The 16757-nt window shown below is 66.1% G+C and carries 9 protein-coding genes; 3 read left to right on the forward strand and 6 right to left on the reverse strand.

Annotation, left to right across the window (positions count from 1 at the left end; genetic code table 11):
- Positions 1-655: 655 nt before the first annotated feature.
- A complete protein-coding gene (locus tag ABN034_RS31740) occupies positions 656-1729 on the forward strand; it encodes an IS110 family RNA-guided transposase (protein ID WP_349694653.1) in 1074 nt (357 codons plus the stop codon).
- A 135-nt stretch (positions 1730-1864) separates the two neighbouring features.
- On the opposite strand, the gene ABN034_RS31745 is transcribed toward ABN034_RS31740, so the two are convergent.
- The 6 genes from ABN034_RS31745 to ABN034_RS31770 form a co-directional block, all read right to left on the reverse strand.
- Positions 1865-2047, reverse strand: coding sequence for a hypothetical protein (locus ABN034_RS31745; RefSeq protein ID WP_349694654.1), 183 nt, complete (start codon positions 2045-2047; stop codon positions 1865-1867).
- A gap of 767 nt (positions 2048-2814) precedes the next feature.
- A complete protein-coding gene (locus tag ABN034_RS31750; RefSeq protein ID WP_349694655.1) occupies positions 2815-7575 on the reverse strand; it encodes a stalk domain-containing protein in 4761 nt (1586 codons plus the stop codon).
- Between the two features lie 39 nt (positions 7576-7614).
- Complete coding sequence (locus ABN034_RS31755) at positions 7615-8925, reverse strand: FAD-dependent oxidoreductase (protein WP_349694656.1); 1311 nt, start codon at positions 8923-8925, stop codon at positions 7615-7617.
- Positions 8922-10544: an extracellular solute-binding protein gene (locus ABN034_RS31760; RefSeq protein WP_349694657.1), complete on the reverse strand. Its 1623-nt coding sequence runs from the start codon at positions 10542-10544 to the stop codon at positions 8922-8924. Before ABN034_RS31760 ends, ABN034_RS31755 begins: the two co-directional genes overlap by 4 nt.
- Positions 10545-10620: 76 nt before the next feature.
- Complete coding sequence (locus ABN034_RS31765; protein WP_349694658.1) at positions 10621-11514, reverse strand: carbohydrate ABC transporter permease; 894 nt, start codon at positions 11512-11514, stop codon at positions 10621-10623.
- Complete coding sequence (locus tag ABN034_RS31770) at positions 11511-12410, reverse strand: ABC transporter permease subunit (RefSeq protein ID WP_349694659.1); 900 nt, start codon at positions 12408-12410, stop codon at positions 11511-11513. Before ABN034_RS31770 ends, ABN034_RS31765 begins: the two co-directional genes overlap by 4 nt.
- A gap of 298 nt (positions 12411-12708) precedes the next feature.
- Here ABN034_RS31770 and ABN034_RS31775 point away from each other — a divergent pair, with 298 nt between their 5' ends.
- Both ABN034_RS31775 and ABN034_RS31780 read left to right on the forward strand, forming a co-directional pair.
- Entirely contained in the window at positions 12709-13740 is a 1032-nt protein-coding gene (locus ABN034_RS31775; RefSeq protein WP_349694660.1) for a LacI family DNA-binding transcriptional regulator, read from the forward strand.
- A gap of 55 nt (positions 13741-13795) precedes the next feature.
- Positions 13796-16252: a family 78 glycoside hydrolase catalytic domain gene (locus ABN034_RS31780; protein WP_349694661.1), complete on the forward strand. Its 2457-nt coding sequence runs from the start codon at positions 13796-13798 to the stop codon at positions 16250-16252.
- Positions 16253-16757: the final 505 nt, after the last annotated feature.

Here is a 16757-nt window from a genome sequence, read left to right on the forward strand (position 1 = left end):
CGGTGATGAAATCACCCCGCGCCATCGCCTCCCAGAACCGCTGATGCACCTCCGGAACCATCCGCACAGAGAACCGCACCCACAACACCCCTCACCCATCGGGTGTTGCGATCACCGCTCGAACCCGCGGATCCCTATCCGTACGTGGCAGGTTCCCCTTTCGGAGCGCTGTCTCCAGCACATTCTTGGTGAACAACTTCAACAACCCGTCCGGCCCAGTCAACGCCAGGCCACGCTCCCGAGCCTGCGCCACCATCGCCGCAGCGGCGGCCTGCTCAGCAGACCGCCGCTGCACACCATCATCCGTCTTCGGCTGTCGAGACCCCATGGCCCCAGATGTCATCACTGTCCGTGCCCATCCCGCCGGACCCAGCCCGGCGTGTCGAGCCCGGAAACACCAATTTGTTCAATACCGGCAGGGAGCATGGTCTGCAGCCATGATCTTCCTAGGCGGTGGCCAGGTTTGGCTCGGGAAACACCTGTCGCCTCATGTTGGGTTGACTCGCGAACGGCTTGCGGCCCGGCCATCGCCGCCGGGTGTGGGAGTGGCTGAAGAGAGGCCTGCGTAGCCGATAGTTGGTGTGCCCTCCTCGCTCACATGGTCATCTCTAGAGGAGGTTTTCCTTTGGCACGCACGGCTTTGCGATCTGCCCCTGTGGTGATCGCGATCGATCCGCACAAGGCATCGTGGACCGCAGCTGCGGTGAACTCGAACTTGCAGCCGCTGGCGACGCTACGGGTCCCAGTCAGCCGGGACGGATACCGACAGTTGCGCCGTTTTGCCCGTCGCTGGCCAGCCGTGACATGGGCAATCGAGGGAGCCACCGGATTGGGAGCGCCGCTTTCCAACCGGCTCAGCGGCGACGGTATTGACCCCGTTGACGTACCGGCGAAACTGGCTGCCCGGGTGCGCGTGCTCTCGTCCGGCCATGGACGCAAGAACGACGACGCTGACGCGATCTCAGTCGGCATCGCAGCGCTGACCGCAGCAGGGTTGCTGTCGACCAGCATCGATGACGCCATCACCGCACTGCGTGCTGTCGTCGAGCACCGCGACGATCTGGTCAAGCAACGCACCCAGACCATCAACCGGCTACATGTGCTGCTCACCAAGCTCGTCCCGGCCGGCGCACCCACCCAGCTGAGCGCCGATGCCGCGGCCGGCGTGCTGCGCGGGGTGCGGCCTCGCGATGTCGCGGGAAGAACGTTCCGGCAGCTGGCGGTCGACCTGGTAGCCGAGGTTCGTCGTCTCGACCGCCGCATCTGCACTGCAGACGCCGACATCGCTACCGCACTCGACCACACCGGCAGCACCCTGACCGAGCTGTTCGGTATCGGCACCGGCCTGGCCGGCAAGATCCTGGCCCGCGTCGGCAACGTGCACAGGTTCCGATCCGCCGCAGCGTTCGCCGCCTACAACGGCACCGCACCCATCGAAGTCTCCTCCGGTGACGTGAAACGACACCGGCTGTCCCGGGCCGGGGACCGTCAGCTCAACCATGCGCTGCACATGATGGCGTTGACCCAGATCCGCCACGACACCGAAGGCCGCACCTACTACCAGCGCAAGCGAGCCGACGGTAAGAGCCACAAAGAAGCCATGCGATGCCTGAAACGGCGCCTATCCGACGCCGTCTACCGCCAGCTTCTCCACGACGCAGAACACAAGCTAACGGCAGGTCCAGGAGGACACTCGGGGACGGCTCAAACGTCCAGCGTGGCTGACTGAAACCCCGAACATCAGCTCTTCGGACAAGTCACTTCCCGGACCCACCAGGAACACCGTACAACGCCGAAAATCAAGATCAACTTGACACAGAGAGGCGCCGTTCAGTGCACAGTCCCCCGGTGCCAGTTCAGGTGATCACACGCAGCCGCCATTCGGACGGAAGTAGTCCTTGCCGTCGCCTAGCGCCGACAGCAGGGTGCACGTGGGTTCCTTTCCACGCGCTTGCTCGATGCGTATCAGATCATGAGCCTCAAGCCACTGCATTGCGTCGCGAACCCGTCGGTCACCGTTGGTCTCGGCTTCCGGCACGTCGAGCATCTGGGCCCAGCTCATCGGGGAGCGAGTGACGTCGTGGGGAGGGCTGAGGGCGACCAGGTGCATCGACATGAGCAGCTTGAGGCGAACCGCACCACCGCGACCACCGCAGAGAAGGCGCGGCAGGGTCGGGCCAGGCTCCGGCTCGTAGCGGACAAACTCGAGCGGGAAGAAAGGCGACGCCGGCCTTGCGCTTCGAGCGGCCAACGAACGACTCCAGCATGGTGAGTGCCCGGGCAGAGGGCTGTGGCGGAGAAAGTTGACCCTTTGCACAAAGGCTATGACCCACGGCTGCAACCGTCAGACCACCCCGCCGGCAAGGTCCTCTATAGGCGTAGCAACCGCGTCATGGCACCGGGGCAAGGGCCGGAACAAGACGGTGACTGTTTGCTCGACCAGTGCTCTACTTCGCTCGCAAATTTCGCCGCCCCTCTGGCTTCCATTTCCGTCCCTTGATCCGATGGCCCGGGCGTTCGCCGAGACCGAGGCGAAGGCCGGATTCCTCGGCGTGTTGACCGCACTCCCGGTGCTGTGGGTTAGCCATCCCGCGCGGGAAGCTGCCGCAACGAAGCCATACCAACTGCAGATCGCCCACGACGTGGGGCTGGAGCCGCCTCGCAGTCTGATCACCAACGACCTGGCGGCGGCGCGCCGGTTCGCCGACGAGCTCGGGCGACCGATCGTCTACAAGACACTCGGCACCACCAGGCTCGACGACGGGGAACGCGCGGGCTCCCAACAACGCCGGTGTGATGAAACTGCCGCTCTCGTCACGCTCCCACGTCGGCCCCAGATGCCGGGCGGTGACGACCGGTTGGGCCGATTGACCTGGCTAGGTCGAAAGCGACCCAGTCGGTTGCGACGGCGGTGCCCAACTTGTCCGAACCGGTGAGCGAGAGGACCCCGGGTCGGCTGTCGTCAAGGTAGACGGCGGTACCGGGGGGTAGTCCGGTGGCGTCTAGACCAGCGAGTTGGTAACGGCCAAGGATGCCGGTCCGCAGCACTCGGCCCTCATTTCCCGGGGGGATCTGCTCCAACGCAATTCCGTATGCGGCTCCGTTGTGACGCAATCGCACTCCGCCGACGGCGTTCTCCACCACTGCCCAGCGCGGGATGCCGGTGCTTCCGGCGTTGGCTGCTACCTGCTCCTTGTCGCCGACGGTCGGGTAGGTCTCACCGGCGCCGACGTCGTACTCCTCGGCAGTTGCTAGCCCCGCCAACGCGTCATCGATGATCGCGATGAGCTCAGCGTTGGGTGCCGCGGTGTAATCCTGATCGAAGGTGATCGTCACCTGCTCTTCGCCGACGGCGACCGTGAGTTCGGCTGGGCTATGAGTACGGTCGCCTAGGCGGCGCCCGATCGTGTTGGCAACGGTGACGTCGTTGCGGAGGCCGACGGCGATGCCGGAGATGTCCCACGTGCCGAAGAGATAGCTCGGCACTCCCCCGCCGCCAGCACGACGTACCGGTTCTTCTCCGAAGAGGAGCGATGCGGCCGGTCCAGAGACACCGATCGGGGTATCTGTATCGGCCTGCGAAGCTACGAGGCGCAGGGCGCGGCTACGAAGGTTGGGCAGGAACCCTAGTGGTGTGCTGCCCTGGAGCGAGATCTGGGTCTCGGCATGGTCGCTGAGCTGCGTTGCGGCAGCTTCAGAGATCCAGGGGCGGTCGTCGTGACGAAGTAGGACCCCGCCGTCGAAGGTGCAGTCGGTGAAGGTGACGGAATCGGTCCGGCCGGATCCCAGCGACTGAACGGTGACGGTCGGGGCTGTTTTGTCACCGGTGTGGCGGAAGGTGCATCCATGCAGCACGTTGATCGTGGGCGCCGAGAAGTCCTTGTTGGTATGGATGTACCAGGCCTCCTTCACGCCGACGAGCTCGCAGTCGGTCATCTCCAGCCGTAGGCCGCTCGCCGATCCATATCCCCATGGTCGGTCCGAGGCCCAAACCGTCTCGGGCGACATCCCAGCGGAGGGATTCTCACGGCGCCACTGGCGCGCTCCCTCGTTGCCTGAGTGGACGATGGTGCAGTTGCGGATGGTGTGGATGGCGTCGATGTTGCTCCCAGACTTCTCCGAATGCACCGCGTAGCGCGTGTTGACGGCAGTGATCGTCAGGTTCTCCAGCGTGGCAGTACCTTGGAGCCAGAGGGTGGACGTGACGCTGATCGCCGAGTCGGGGGCGTTGTCGGGTAGCGATCCCGCGAGGATGCAGGCGGCACGGTCGTCACCTCGTAGCGTGACGTGCGGCGGTACGATCCATTCCGTCTCGGTGTAGGTGCCAGGCGCGATCGTGATCACGTACTCCCGGTCAGGCCCGGAATCGGTGATAGCGCCAATCGCTTGGGCGGGTGAGAGGAAGTCGGCGCTACCGTCGGGATTCACACGCAGGTTCTGGCTCAGGGGTGCTACGTCGATCGAAAGGGTCTCGCTGGGCTCGTCCCAGGACCAGCCCAGGTCCAGTGCCGTCGCAAGGTCGTCGATCGAGAGGCGGACGGTGCCGTCGGTGTCGGCATAGGGCGCCTTGGTCAGCGCGTGGTCGGTCCCGTTGCGCTGAGCGGCCGTCTGTCCGATCTGACACTCGAGCGTGACCCGCCCGACGACGACGGCGAACTCGTGTCCGTCCGCTGACCGTTCGGCTCGGCCTCCGAGCCCACGTGCGACCGCCTCCAGCGGTACGTCGTATCCGCCGATGCCGTCGGCCGTGGCGGCCGGAGTCCGTGACAAGACGCCTGCGATCATCAGCCTGGGTGCGGGGAGAGGCACCTTCATGAGCCGTATGTGGTCGATCTCGAAACTGCCGGGCACGTGATTGATCGGGTCGAAGCGCAGTTTGCGGATCTTGCCGGTCCATGTGCCGCTGCGCCACAGTGGCAGTTCGACGGTCTGGAACTCGGTGGTGTCCGACTCCACGCGCACGGTGACGCAGCGGTTCGCGTGATAGTCGGCGTCGCCGTCGCGGATCCAGAACAACTGCGCTCCGACCGCCGGCTGCATCCGCAGCCGGACCTCGGCGTAGGGATACTCGGCGGCATGCAGGTCGAGCGTCGCCTCTTGCTCGATCACCGGGTCGCTGGTAGTGGAGCTGCCGATCAGAGCGCCGCCGATGGCCTGGAGTCCGTCGATCTCCTTCATGACGACCCACCCCTCGGTGTCGCCGTCGGTGTCGAACTCCCACGCGGGGGTGAAGTCGGTGCTGCGCTTAGGTCCGACCGTCACTGCCTCTGGAAAGGTTCGATCGGGCGGGTAGAGCCACTGCAGTCGGTCCAGCTGCGCGGTGGTGGGTGTGATGTTGGGGGCGCTGGACTGACCGAAGACATTGCGGACGGCGTTGAGGTAGCCGAACTCGTGCAGGGTTGAGGGCATGAGGAAGTGGCCCTCGCCGTACTCGTTCCAGTTGTCCAGAATCAGCAGCTTGCGACCGATCGCGTCGACATCCAGGGTGTTCAGGTAGTTGTCGCGCAGCCACTCCAGGAGGTCCTGGTAGTCGCCGGGGTCGACGAAAGCGCCGGGGTTGCCGGTCCATGGTTCGCCGTCCAGACCCATGCCGATGGTGGAGACGACTGGCACCGTCCCGGTGTCGCGCTGTCGCTCGAGGTCGAGCTTCTGCGTCGAGGGGTACACCGAGGTGCTGTATCGGTGCTCCCCCACCAGCCCCATGTCGTCAGCGTCGGCAGTTGCCAGGGCCGTGATGACGTGCACCCCGTCGAATCCGTGCTCCTGCAGTGCTTGGTCCAGGTAGTCGACCTCGGCGCGCACACCGGCGACGGTCCCAAAGGAATTCAGCAGCGCCGCAGCTCGGAAGACCGAGAGCACCGGCTTGTTGTCGATAACCAGGTAGCGAGGGTCGGTGAAGTAGTACTCCATCCAGAACGGGACGATGTTGGTGCGGAAGTCCTGGCTGTTGGTGCGGCCGCCGTTGACGTTCTCCCACATGATCGCGAACGACATCTGGTCGCTGTAGCGGGCGTTGAAGAAGCCGTCGTGCAAGGCGTGGTGCAGCCGCGGCAGCTTGATCGCCGTGCCGGTGCCGTCGTGCGGCCGGAACCAGCAGGCCATCCGGAAGGAGACGCCGTTCTCCACCATCCACTTGATCTCCCAGTCGGTCACCTCGACTGAGCCTTCGTCGTACCACCCGAGCAGGGGCTTTCGCTGCACTCGATAAGGGTTGAGGATGTCCCAGCCGAAGTGGTGGCCCTCTCGCCAGCCGGCGAACTCGGTCACTCCGACGGCGACGCCGGTCTGGTGCTGCACCGCTGGTGGTGCGGGGTAGTTCGCCGGGGTGGCGTCGTTGCGCTTGATGATCACGTCATCGACCAGTGCGCCGACGCCGCGCGGCATCGTGATGCTCACCCCGGTCGGGTCGGTGGTGCCGGAGACGGTGCCGGTGTCGAACCCGGACGCCGCGAGCTTGCCGTTGATGCGGATGTCGGCCATGCCGGTGGAAGAGTTCATCTCGGCGCGGATGTGCAGCCAGACGTTGCTGGTATAGGGCTGCAGGACGGTGGACTGTCCGTTGGCGTCCAGGGCTCGGAGGGAGTCTGAGGCGATATCCACGGTGAGATGGCGCTCCTCGTTGAGCCGGAACCGCACCGTGAGCCCGTTGGCGTTGCCGCCGACGAAACAGCGTGCCTCGCAGATCACCAGGTTGGTCACCGCCGGCGCGGGCACGGTGAGGGTGGCTGCCGCGGAGGCTTGCGTGGTGTCCACCCGCAGCGAATAAGGGTCTGCGTATCCCTGACTGAGCCGACGGGTGATGACTGATGTCGCTCCAGAGCCGGTCAAGGTCCACCGGTCGGGCTGCACTCCAGCAACTGCCGGTACGAAGGTCTCGCGCAGCAGGTAGCCGCGGTAGAGCCGCACCGGCCCGAAGTACATGTCGCTGGTCTGGTCTCGCCCGGAGGAGACCAGCAGGTTGTTAACGCATTTGACCAGCGCGACCTCGGCGTCCTGGACGACGCTCTGGCCGTTGATCTCGACCGAGACGCTCTGGTTGGGAATGTCGTGGACGACACGGACGCCGACTTCAATACCCACGGCACAGGTCGCGAGGTCCACTCTGGTGTCGTCGGCGAGTATGAGCCGCAGGTCCTCGCCCTCGACCACCAGCGCTACCGCTGTTGTGTCCTGCCAGCGGAGCTCCCACCGGCTGCCGTCCATCGGGCCCAGTGGTGTGAACCGGAACTCCAGAGTCAGGTCGGAGCTTCGCTGGGGGTGGAAGGCCCGGGTCATGGTCACTGGGAGGTGGACGTTGCTGTCGGCGACGCGGAACCACTTGCCGTAGGAGTAGCTGGTTGCTCCGCCGGCCTGGCGCACGTCCCACCCGCTGGGGTTGATGCCGTTGCGATCCAAGATCACGAAGAAGTCCTCGTCGATCAGATCGCACGCCAGCGGCTGCCGGCCGGTGAGCGGTGAGCTGCGGATCGCCTGGGCGGGCGAGTCGGCGAAGCCGGCTGCCGCGGCGGCCGCGCCGACTGCGCTGGCGACCTGGAGGAATGTGCGGCGGCGCATAGTGGGTTCGTCACTCGTCATTGAGCAAAGCCTTTCTGGGGAGGGACGTGCCGAACGGGTCTAGGGGTGGGCTGTCAATCTGTGGCGGTGGGGGACGATCGCTCCGTGCTCGCGCAGCACGCGATGAAACGTTTCGAGATCGACCTCGTCGATGCGTGTCGAGTGCCGGGCGGCCAGTGCAGCCAGCGCACCGGCTGCCTGACCAGTGGCCATGGCCGTGGCCTGGACGCGGAACGCGGAGTGGGCGGCTTGGTCTCCTGAGATCGCGCGCCCGGCGACGATCGCGTAGGGGTTGTCCCGGGGCACCATCGCACTACGCGGAATGGTGGGGATGATGCCCGGCTCGAGGTAGACCTTGTGGATGCCGTCCCCGTCGGGGCGGTGGATATCGATGGGATAGAAGCTCTGGCACACGGCGTCGTCGAAGTGGCGGCCGGCCAGGTACTCCTCAGCGGTGACCTGCCGTTGAGCCACGATGGTCATCGACTCGCGGATGCCGACCTCGGCGGCGCAGTAGTTCACGGTGACGCCCTCCAGGCCCGGCTGCTGCCGCAGGAAGCGCAGCACCCGCAGCATGGACTCACGCCCGGCGGCTTCTGCGGCGGATCTCCCCTCGCTGGTCGCGCCGTAGACGCCCGGCAGGTGCATGGCGGTGTCGCCGTACTTGCGCAGGAAGCCGCGTAGCGGCCGGTCGTGAGATCCGAAGTCGCTGGCCACGAGCGTGCCGGCAGCAACGGCCCGCTCGTACTCGGCGTCGAGGCGCTCGTAGTCGAGCTCGGACGGGTCGTAGCCGGCGAGCCGGTAGACCAGCGTGCCTGGCTGCAGCTCCCGATTTCGCACCCGAGGCAGACCGGCCAGCCCGATGGCGTCCGCGTCGCCGGTGCAGTCCACGAGCCTGGTCGCGCGCATCGGAGTCAGTCCCTCCTTACCGCAGACCTGCAGCTGCCAGGCGCTGCCATCCCACTGCGCCGCGGCGAGGATGGTGTGCAGTCTCAGCGTCACACCGGCCGCTGCCACCGATTCCATGAGCATGGCGCCGTAGATGTAGGGGTTGACCCGCACCTGGAGCAGGTAGTGGGGGCGGTCGAAGTCGGCGAAGTCGGGCAGCGTGTCGCCGCTCAGCTCGACGGCCTGCTTGAGGATCTCCCAGCCGATGCCGGCGATCACTTGCTCACCCCATGCGTGGAACAGCCCGGGCAGGCTCACTCCCGCGGTGGTGGTCGTTCCGCCCAGGCCACCGTTCTTCTCGATGAGAAGGACGCGTGACCCCAGTCTGGCGCCCTGGATGGCGGCAGGGACGCCGGCTGGTCCGCCTCCGACGACGACGAGATCGAATGTCGCTGGCGCCCTTGTCGCGTTCCCACAGCTCACTGGGACTGCTCGTAGGCCTGGTTGTACTCGTCCAGGATCGTCTGCAGCTCGCCGGCGAGCAGGCTGTCGATCTCGCTGGTCCAGTCCGTGACCGCCCTGCGACCACCGATGATGTCGGCCTCTAGGGCTTCGACGCTCTGCATGATGCCGGCGAGGTTGCGCGATCCGGTCTCCGAGTGCAGTCCGACGGTAGGGTCCGCGACGGCGTTGGGCAGCATGATGCGCTGGTGGTCCTGCGGCTCTCGGGAGATCTCGGCTGACCCGGGGTAGTAGAAGACGGTCGGGCCGGCGGACAGATAGATGTGTCCGAGCCCGAACTCTCCCAGGTGCTCGTCGAGCAGGACCGGATTGCCGTCGCGGATCTCGTGGTGGATGCCCTCCTTGCCGTATTTGTTGAGCAGGTACTCCTGGGTTCCGAACGGAGCAGCGAGCCAGTCAGCGATCTTCAGGATCGTCTCGATGCGGTCCTCACTGGCGGCGCTGATCGCGGAGACCGCGATGTTCGGGGCGCCCAGGACCGCCTGACCCTTGCCACCGTCGAAGCCAGGGACGGGCAGGCCCTGGACGCGGAAGCCCTCGACAGTGGAGTAGACATAGAACCCGGTCCACGCACTGTAGGTGTCCCACTTCAGCGCGGCGGTGCCAGCGTGGAACCACTCGTTGGTCTGCGACGGAGGCGCTGCGAGCACGTCAGGGTTGAGGTAGCCCGCCTCGTACAGTCCCCGGGCCGCCTCCAGAGCCTCCAGCTGCTCCTTACGTGTCCAGTTCAACACGATCGCGTCGCCATCGATGGCCCACGGGCCGGCGATGGCCAGCATCGAGCGCACGTACTCCAGCGGCAGGTTCGCCAGTGCCCATCGGTTGGACTGCGGTGCGCTGAGCTCGGCGCAGAGGCTCTCGAAGTCCGCGAAGTTGGTCACCTCGGAGTCGGCCCCAAGCGACTCGGCGATGTCGCGCCGCAGGTACATGAGCTTGGTGGTCTGCAGACCGCGCTCGATCGGCAGCGCACGGATCTTGCCCCCAAACACGCAGCCCTGCCAGCTGGCGGTCGGGATGTTCGCCAGCGACGGGTAGGCCGAGATCGCGTCACCGCTCAGGTACGGCGTCAGGTCGACGGCCTTGGCCTCCAGCAGCTGCGGGATGGCAGGCAGCGTCGGCAGGATCGTGAACATGTCAGGCAGGGTGTCCCCCGCTGTGACGGTCGCGAACTTGCTGGCGTACTCCGCCGCCGGCACCACGGTGATCTCGAGATCGGAGCCGAGCGCGGCATTCATCCCCTGCCAGTACAGGTTCTGCTCGAGGTCGGGACGCAGCGAGGCGTTGAAGTAGGACAGACCAGTCAGCGGCTGCCCGTCACCTGGTGCGTCGGCGTACATCTGGACCCGGGCGGCCGGGTAGTTCGCGTAGGCGTCGGTGAGCAGCCCGGACTCGCCGGGGAAGTCCGGGGTGACTCCGTCGTAGCGGATGTAGTCCGGAAGCGTGGCGGTGCTGCCGTCGCCGGTCGCTGTGCCGGACCCGCTGGGGCCGCTGTTGCAGCCTGTCAATGTGCCCAGGCCCAGCAGGGCTGCGCCGCCGAGGGAGGCATGAAGCAGGCCGCGGCGAGAGAGGGTGGGTCCCATATCGGTGGCTCCTTTGTCGATGTATGGGTGAGTGCGGGGATGTGCAGAAGCAGGGAGGCCCGCGACGGAGACGGGATCAGCCCTTGACGGCGCCGGTGAGCACGCCCTTGGTGAAGTGGCGTTGGAGGAAGGGGTAGACGAGCAGGATCGGGACCATGGCCAGGATGAGAATGGCCATCTGGACCGATGGCTGAGCCGGCAGAGTCTCGGTAGCGGCGAGATCCGACTGCCCGAGCTGGCCGTCGTTGACGACGTACATCCGCAGCACCATCTGCAGCGGCCACTTGGACGGGTCGTTGATGTAGAGCAGCGCGTTGAAGAAGGCGTTCCAGTACGAGACGGCGTAGAAGAGCCCGACCACAGCGGTCACGGCCTTGGACAGCGGGAGCACGATCCGGGAGAAGATCTGCCACTCGCTGGCACCGTCGATGCGGGCGGCGTCGGTGAGTTCGGCCGGCAGGTTCATGAAGAACGCCCGCAGCACGATGACGTTGAAGCTGGAGATCATCGACGGCAGGATCAGCGCCCAGATGGAGCTCAACAGGCCGACCTGCTTAACCACCAGGTACAGCGGAATCAGTCCGGGTGTGAACAGCAGGCTGAAGAGCACGAACAGCACCAGAAACCGCTGCCCGATGAGGTTGGGTCGCGAGAGGCCGTAGGCCAGCAAGGTGCTCGTGGTCAGACTAAGCGCCGTCCCCAGCACGGTGACCACCACGCTGATGCGCAGGGCCTGCGCCACCACACCGCCGGCGAGCACTGCCCGATAGGCCTCAAAGGTGATCTGCTCTGGAATCAGGACGAAGCCGCCCTCGGCCTGTACCTGCGACCGTGGTGCCAGGCTGGTCGAAACGATCCCCAGGAACGGCAGCACCACCAGCGCGCAGACCACGAGCAGGACCACACCCTTGAGCACCCGCATCGGCCACGACGGCAGCGCTTGGCCGTTGTGCATACGTATACCACTCATCGCTGGTACACCCCCGCCTCCCCGAGTGCGTGCGCTAGTCGGTTCGCACCGACGACCAGCACGACCCCGACGACACCTTTGACCAGGCCCACCGCCGCGGCGACGCTCCAGTTCCCCCCGACGACGCCGTTGTTGTAGACGTAGGTGTCCAGAACCTCGGAAGCACGCTGACCGACTGCGTTCTGCTGGAGCAGGATCTGCTCGAAGCCGACCGTCAGCGAGTCACCGAGCTTGAGGATCAGCAGCAGCACGATGATGCCGCGCATCGCCGGCAACGTGATGTGCCATCCCTGGCGCGTCCGTGAGGCGCCATCCACGCTCGACGCCTCGTACAGCTGGGAATCGATAGTCGACAGCACCGCCAGGAACAGGATCGTGGCCCAGCCGGCGTCCTTCCAGATCACCTGGGAGGTGATGAGCCCGATGAACGCATCAGGGTTGGTGATGATGTCGAGCGTCTCGTAGCCGCGCGCACGAAGCCAGCTATTGATCATCCCGCTGCCTCCCAGCACGTGCTGGAAGACGGCCACCACGACCACCCACGACAGGAAGTGCGGCAGATACGTGATCGACTGCACCACTCGCTTGACCCGCTCCGACAGCAGCGAGTTCAGCAACAGCGCGAACGCGATCGGGATCGGGAAGACGAAGACCGTCTGGACCAGCGTGATGATCAAGGTGTTGACCAGGGCGCGGACGAACGCCGGATCACCGTTGACAAGCACCTCGAAGTTCTCGAAACCCACCCACGGACTGCCCGAGATTCCCAGGAACGGCAGATAGTCCTGGAACGCGATCACGTTCCCGAGCAGTGGCAGGTAGTGGAACAGAAGCAGCGCGGCGATCCCCGGCAGCACGAACAGCGTCAGGATCCCGTCCCGGCGCAGTCGGCTCACCCATCCAGATGAGCGCGAGCCCGTCCCGCGACCTCCCCCACCGGTAGCGCTAGTCACCTGCTGGTGGGTGCGACTGGTGGAGGCGGGTCGGCCCGATGTGGGCGCCTGAGGGTCAGCCGCTAGCCGCTTCATCTGCACCCTTCCTGGTGATGCGTCGTTCCCGAAGATGTGAAGAACCGGTTGTTTGAACCGGTTCACGAGTGGTAGTTTGAACCGGTCCAAAGATGTTTGTCAACCTCATGGCTTCCGGCTAGCGTTCCGGAGCGCGGAGCCTTGTTCCGAGGCGCAGGAGAGAGGTATGGCCGCACCAACGATCCGCAGCGTTGCGGCGCGAGCCGGGGTGTCCGTCGGCACGGTGTCGAACGTCATCAACAACCCGAGCGCCGTGCGAGCGCCGCTACGTCAGCGGGTGCTCGTCGCGATCGACGAGCTGGGATTCGTCCCCGATCGCCGGGCCCGGGAGTTCAGCCAGGGCCGCAACCGCGTGATCGGGCTGATGTTCATCGACGTCCACGATCCGTTGTTCGTCAACTTCGTCGACGGATTGAGCACGGTCGCCGCCAAGCGCGACTACCTCATCACGCTTGCTCCACCCAGCGGTGATGTCGCCGACCAGCAACGATTCCTCCAGACCTTCGAGAGCTACCGTTACGCAGCCGTCGTCCTCTCCCCTGGACGAAGCCTGATCCATCTCACCGACCACATCCAGCGCCTCCAGCAGCGCGGCACCGCAGTGCTGCGGCTCGGCCACAAGCCCGACTTCCCGGGGATCTCCGCTGTGCGCATGGATGAGGTCAAGCTCGGCAAGCTCGCGGCTGAGCACCTCCTGGCAGCGGGGCACCGCGACCTGGCCATCGTCTCCGCCGGCGGCGCGATCCGACGGAGCAAGGACCGCAGCAAGGGGTTCCACTCAGCGGTCACGCGCGTATCTGGGGCCCGTGTCGTGGAGGTCGTCGCCGACGACCTCAGCCCCGAGGCCGGGGCTACCGCATACACCAGGATCCGCAACACCCGCCCGGAGACCACCGCGGCGTTCTGCGTCCACGACCTGCTCGCCTACGGCTACATGCTCGCCGCCCAGGCTGCCGGTCTGCGCATCCCCGAGGATCTGTCGATCATGGGCGCCGAAGACCTCCCGGCCTCTCGTCTGGTGAACCCGCAGCTCACCTCGATCACCTCTCCAGGGACGGAGATGGGCGAGGCGGCCGCAACGATGCTGATCAATCAGCTTGAGTCAGGCTCGGCAAGCTCGACCGACGACCGGCTGTTCGAGGGTCAGATCATGACGCGCGGCAGCACCCTGCCGATCCCCGATGACAGGGCGGGGTGACGGTGACTAGCGTCGCGGCGCTGAGGTCCAACCCTCACCTAAAGACGTCGTCACAGTGACGCTGCGCATCCTCGCGGTGGACGCGCGCCAACACCCCGTCGACGTCGACCCGACCGAACCGCTGCACCTGACGCTCGCCGAAATCAGCGACGACGCCCCAGCAGTCGACCTGAGCATCACCACGCTGGAGCACCTCGACCCGATCTGGCACCGCCAGGTCCGGCCAACCGACAGCCAGATCAGTATCGACGACCTCCGCCTGTCCGGTGAGCAGGCCTACCTGGCCACAGCCACGCTCCCCGGCCAGCCTGAAACCACGACGTCGCACGGCTTCCGAACCGCGCCGGACGGTCCCTGGTCAGACGCCCACAGCATCTGGGCACCTGGCCGTCCGACATGGTGCTTGCTGCGCCGAGAAATCCAGCTGCCCGACGAGCCCATCGCCTGGGCCACACTCTTCGCCACTGCGGCCTCCCCGGAGCCGTACCGCCAGTACGTCCACGTGACCTCCATCAACGGCAGCGTCATCGGGTCCGGACCCACCCGCAGCATCGCCGACGAGACTCGCTTCGACGGCTTTGACGCCACCCCCTACCTGTACCCGGGGGCCAACGCGATCAACGTCACCGCCTGCACCACCCAGGGCCATCAGTTCCTGGCACGGCTCGTGGTCGCCTACCACAACGGCCTGAGGGTCGAGATCGGCACCGATACCTCTTGGCGTGCGCACTCCGCCGGCCGCATGTTCCACGCCGCCGGCGACCTCGGCACCATCTGCTACCAGCTGCCCGCCGAGAACCTCGACCTGCGGCGTTATCCCTGGGGCTTCGAGCGGCCCGGATTCGATGACACCGCCTGGGCCGAGGCGGAGATCAGACCTCCCCTGAAGGACCTGACACCTACACCGACGCAAAAGGTCGAGCACCACGCCGTCCAGCCGCAGACCGTCACCCACCACGCCGACGGCCGCGTTGTCGTCGACTTCGGCAGAACCTGGCTGGGAGGCCTTCGCCTTCGCACCAACCATGCGACCGGACCGATCACGATCCGCTACTCCGAGCGGCTCCACAGCGACGGCACTGTCCGCCACCAGCTACACAGCGGGAACATCTACGAAGAGACCCTCATTGCAGACGGCACCGACCGCACCGTGCAGCCATGGGGCATGCGCGTGTTCCGTTACGCCGAGATCATCGGCCTGCCGGCTCCTCCTGAGTCCACAGACTTGGCCGCCGTCGCACAGATCTACCCGCTCTCCCCCACCCAGGCCGCTTTCACCAGCTCCGACCCGATCCTCAATGAGATCTGGCAGCTGTCGGCCCACAGCATCCGCGCACTCAACGGCAACCTCTACGTCGACTCCTGGACCCGCGAACGACTCGTCTACGAGGCAGACGTCTACCTGCAGCAGCGCGCCCACCTGTGCCTCGGCCCGGACCCGTCCCTTGGCCGATACAGCACCGCCTACGTCGCACACAACCGCACCTGGCCCACCGAGTGGCCCTTCTACACCGTTCTCGCCTGGCACGACAACTGGATGCGCACAGGCGACACCAGCCACGCCTCGCGCATGTTCGACCAGGTACTCGACCTCCTCCCCGACAGGTACCTCGACCCGGTCAAAGGGCTGGTCACCAAACTTCCAGGGGAGAACTCCGCACTCGACGGTGACCTCGTCGACTGGCCACCCGTCGAACGGCACGGATACCAGTTCGGCCACGTCAACACCGTCGTCAACGCGCTCGCCGCTGCGGCGTACCAGGCTGCGGCCGAGCTCGCTGCGGCCACCGGTCGAACCGAGGCCGCTCGGCTCGCCTCGACCGCCTCGACGCTCAAGGCGAGCATCGGCACCTACCTCTACGACCCAGAGCACGGAGCATTCGTCGATGGTCTGGATCAGCGCGGGAACCGACTGTGCCACCACAGTGTCCATGCCTCGGCCTTCGCCCTATGGTCAGGAGTCGTCCCCCAACACCACAGCGACCAGATCGCCGCCCACCTGCAACGGCACGGCCTCGCCTGCAGCGTCTACGCCGCCGCCTTCGTCATTGACGGCCTGTTCGCCCACGGGAATGGACAAACCGCACTCGATCTGCTCACCAGCACCGGTACCCGGAGCTGGGCGCGCATGCTCGAGCTCGGCGCAGGAGCGACGATGGAGGCGTGGAACGAAACGATCAAGCCAAACCTGAGCCACTCCCACCCATGGGGAGCCTCCCCCGCGTTCCTCGCCCTCGAGGGAGTGCTCGGGCTCCGGCCGCTGACCCCCGGATACCGCACCTTCTCCGCGCAACCGCAGCTCGGGCACCTCGACTACGCCTCAGGCGCACTACCAACAGTCGCCGGCACCATCGCAGTCGAAGCCCGACGGCGGGGTACCCACCTCCTCGTCGACCTCACAGTTCCCACCGGCCTAGAAGCGACGCTCCGGCACGAAGACGGCACCGAAGCCCTACGAGCTTCCGGTGGACATCACCAATGCCTCGTCCGCGCGGCCGCGCCACTGCGCTGAGACCATTCGTCCGCGGCGGGGACGGCGCCACGACCTCGAGCCAAGTAGCGTCCACCGCACGCAGCCAGACGACAAACACCGCGGTCACAGGCAGACAACGCACCAGAACGGAACATGCAGCACGTCCTGGTGGGTCGCCGCCGAACTCAATGACCGGCCCCGCAAAAGACACGACTACGCCAAGCCCGACGAACTCATCGGCCCGCTGCTGCAGGCATAACCCGTGGATACGCCACACGGGAGTGGCCGCCCGATAGCCAGCCGATCATAGGGGCAAGGGCTCGCAGTCAAGGGTGGGGCGCAGCCCAATCGCGTCAGCGACGCCGCAAGGCGCCCTTGACGGCGAGACCTTCCCCTCATCCTCCCCGATCGGGCGGCCACGGCCTTCTCCTTGACGCCCAAGCCTTTCTGACAGCGCACGCCCCAGATAGGTACGCGTGTCACCCACCAACCGGCGACCCAGCCCTTCCGTTCGCTACCCTCACCGCAACAAGCAGCCGTGTTG

Source organism: Actinopolymorpha sp. B11F2 (assembly GCF_040195635.1).
Taxonomy (GTDB): Bacteria; Actinomycetota; Actinomycetes; order Propionibacteriales; family Actinopolymorphaceae; genus Thermasporomyces.

Bases quoted from the DNA above. Each gene is read 5' to 3' on its own strand.
- ABN034_RS31745 (WP_349694654.1), bottom strand. From the start codon at position 2,047: ATGCTCGACGTGCCGGAAGCCGAGACCAACGGTGACCGACGGGTTCGC.
- ABN034_RS31750 (WP_349694655.1), bottom strand. From the start codon at position 7,575: ATGACGAGTGACGAACCCACTATGCGCCGCCGCACATTCCTCCAGGTC.
- ABN034_RS31765 (WP_349694658.1), bottom strand. From the start codon at position 11,514: ATGAGTGGTATACGTATGCACAACGGCCAAGCGCTGCCGTCGTGGCCG.
- ABN034_RS31760 (WP_349694657.1), bottom strand. From the start codon at position 10,544: ATGGGACCCACCCTCTCTCGCCGCGGCCTGCTTCATGCCTCCCTCGGC.
- ABN034_RS31775 (WP_349694660.1), top strand. From the start codon at position 12,709: ATGGCCGCACCAACGATCCGCAGCGTTGCGGCGCGAGCCGGGGTGTCC.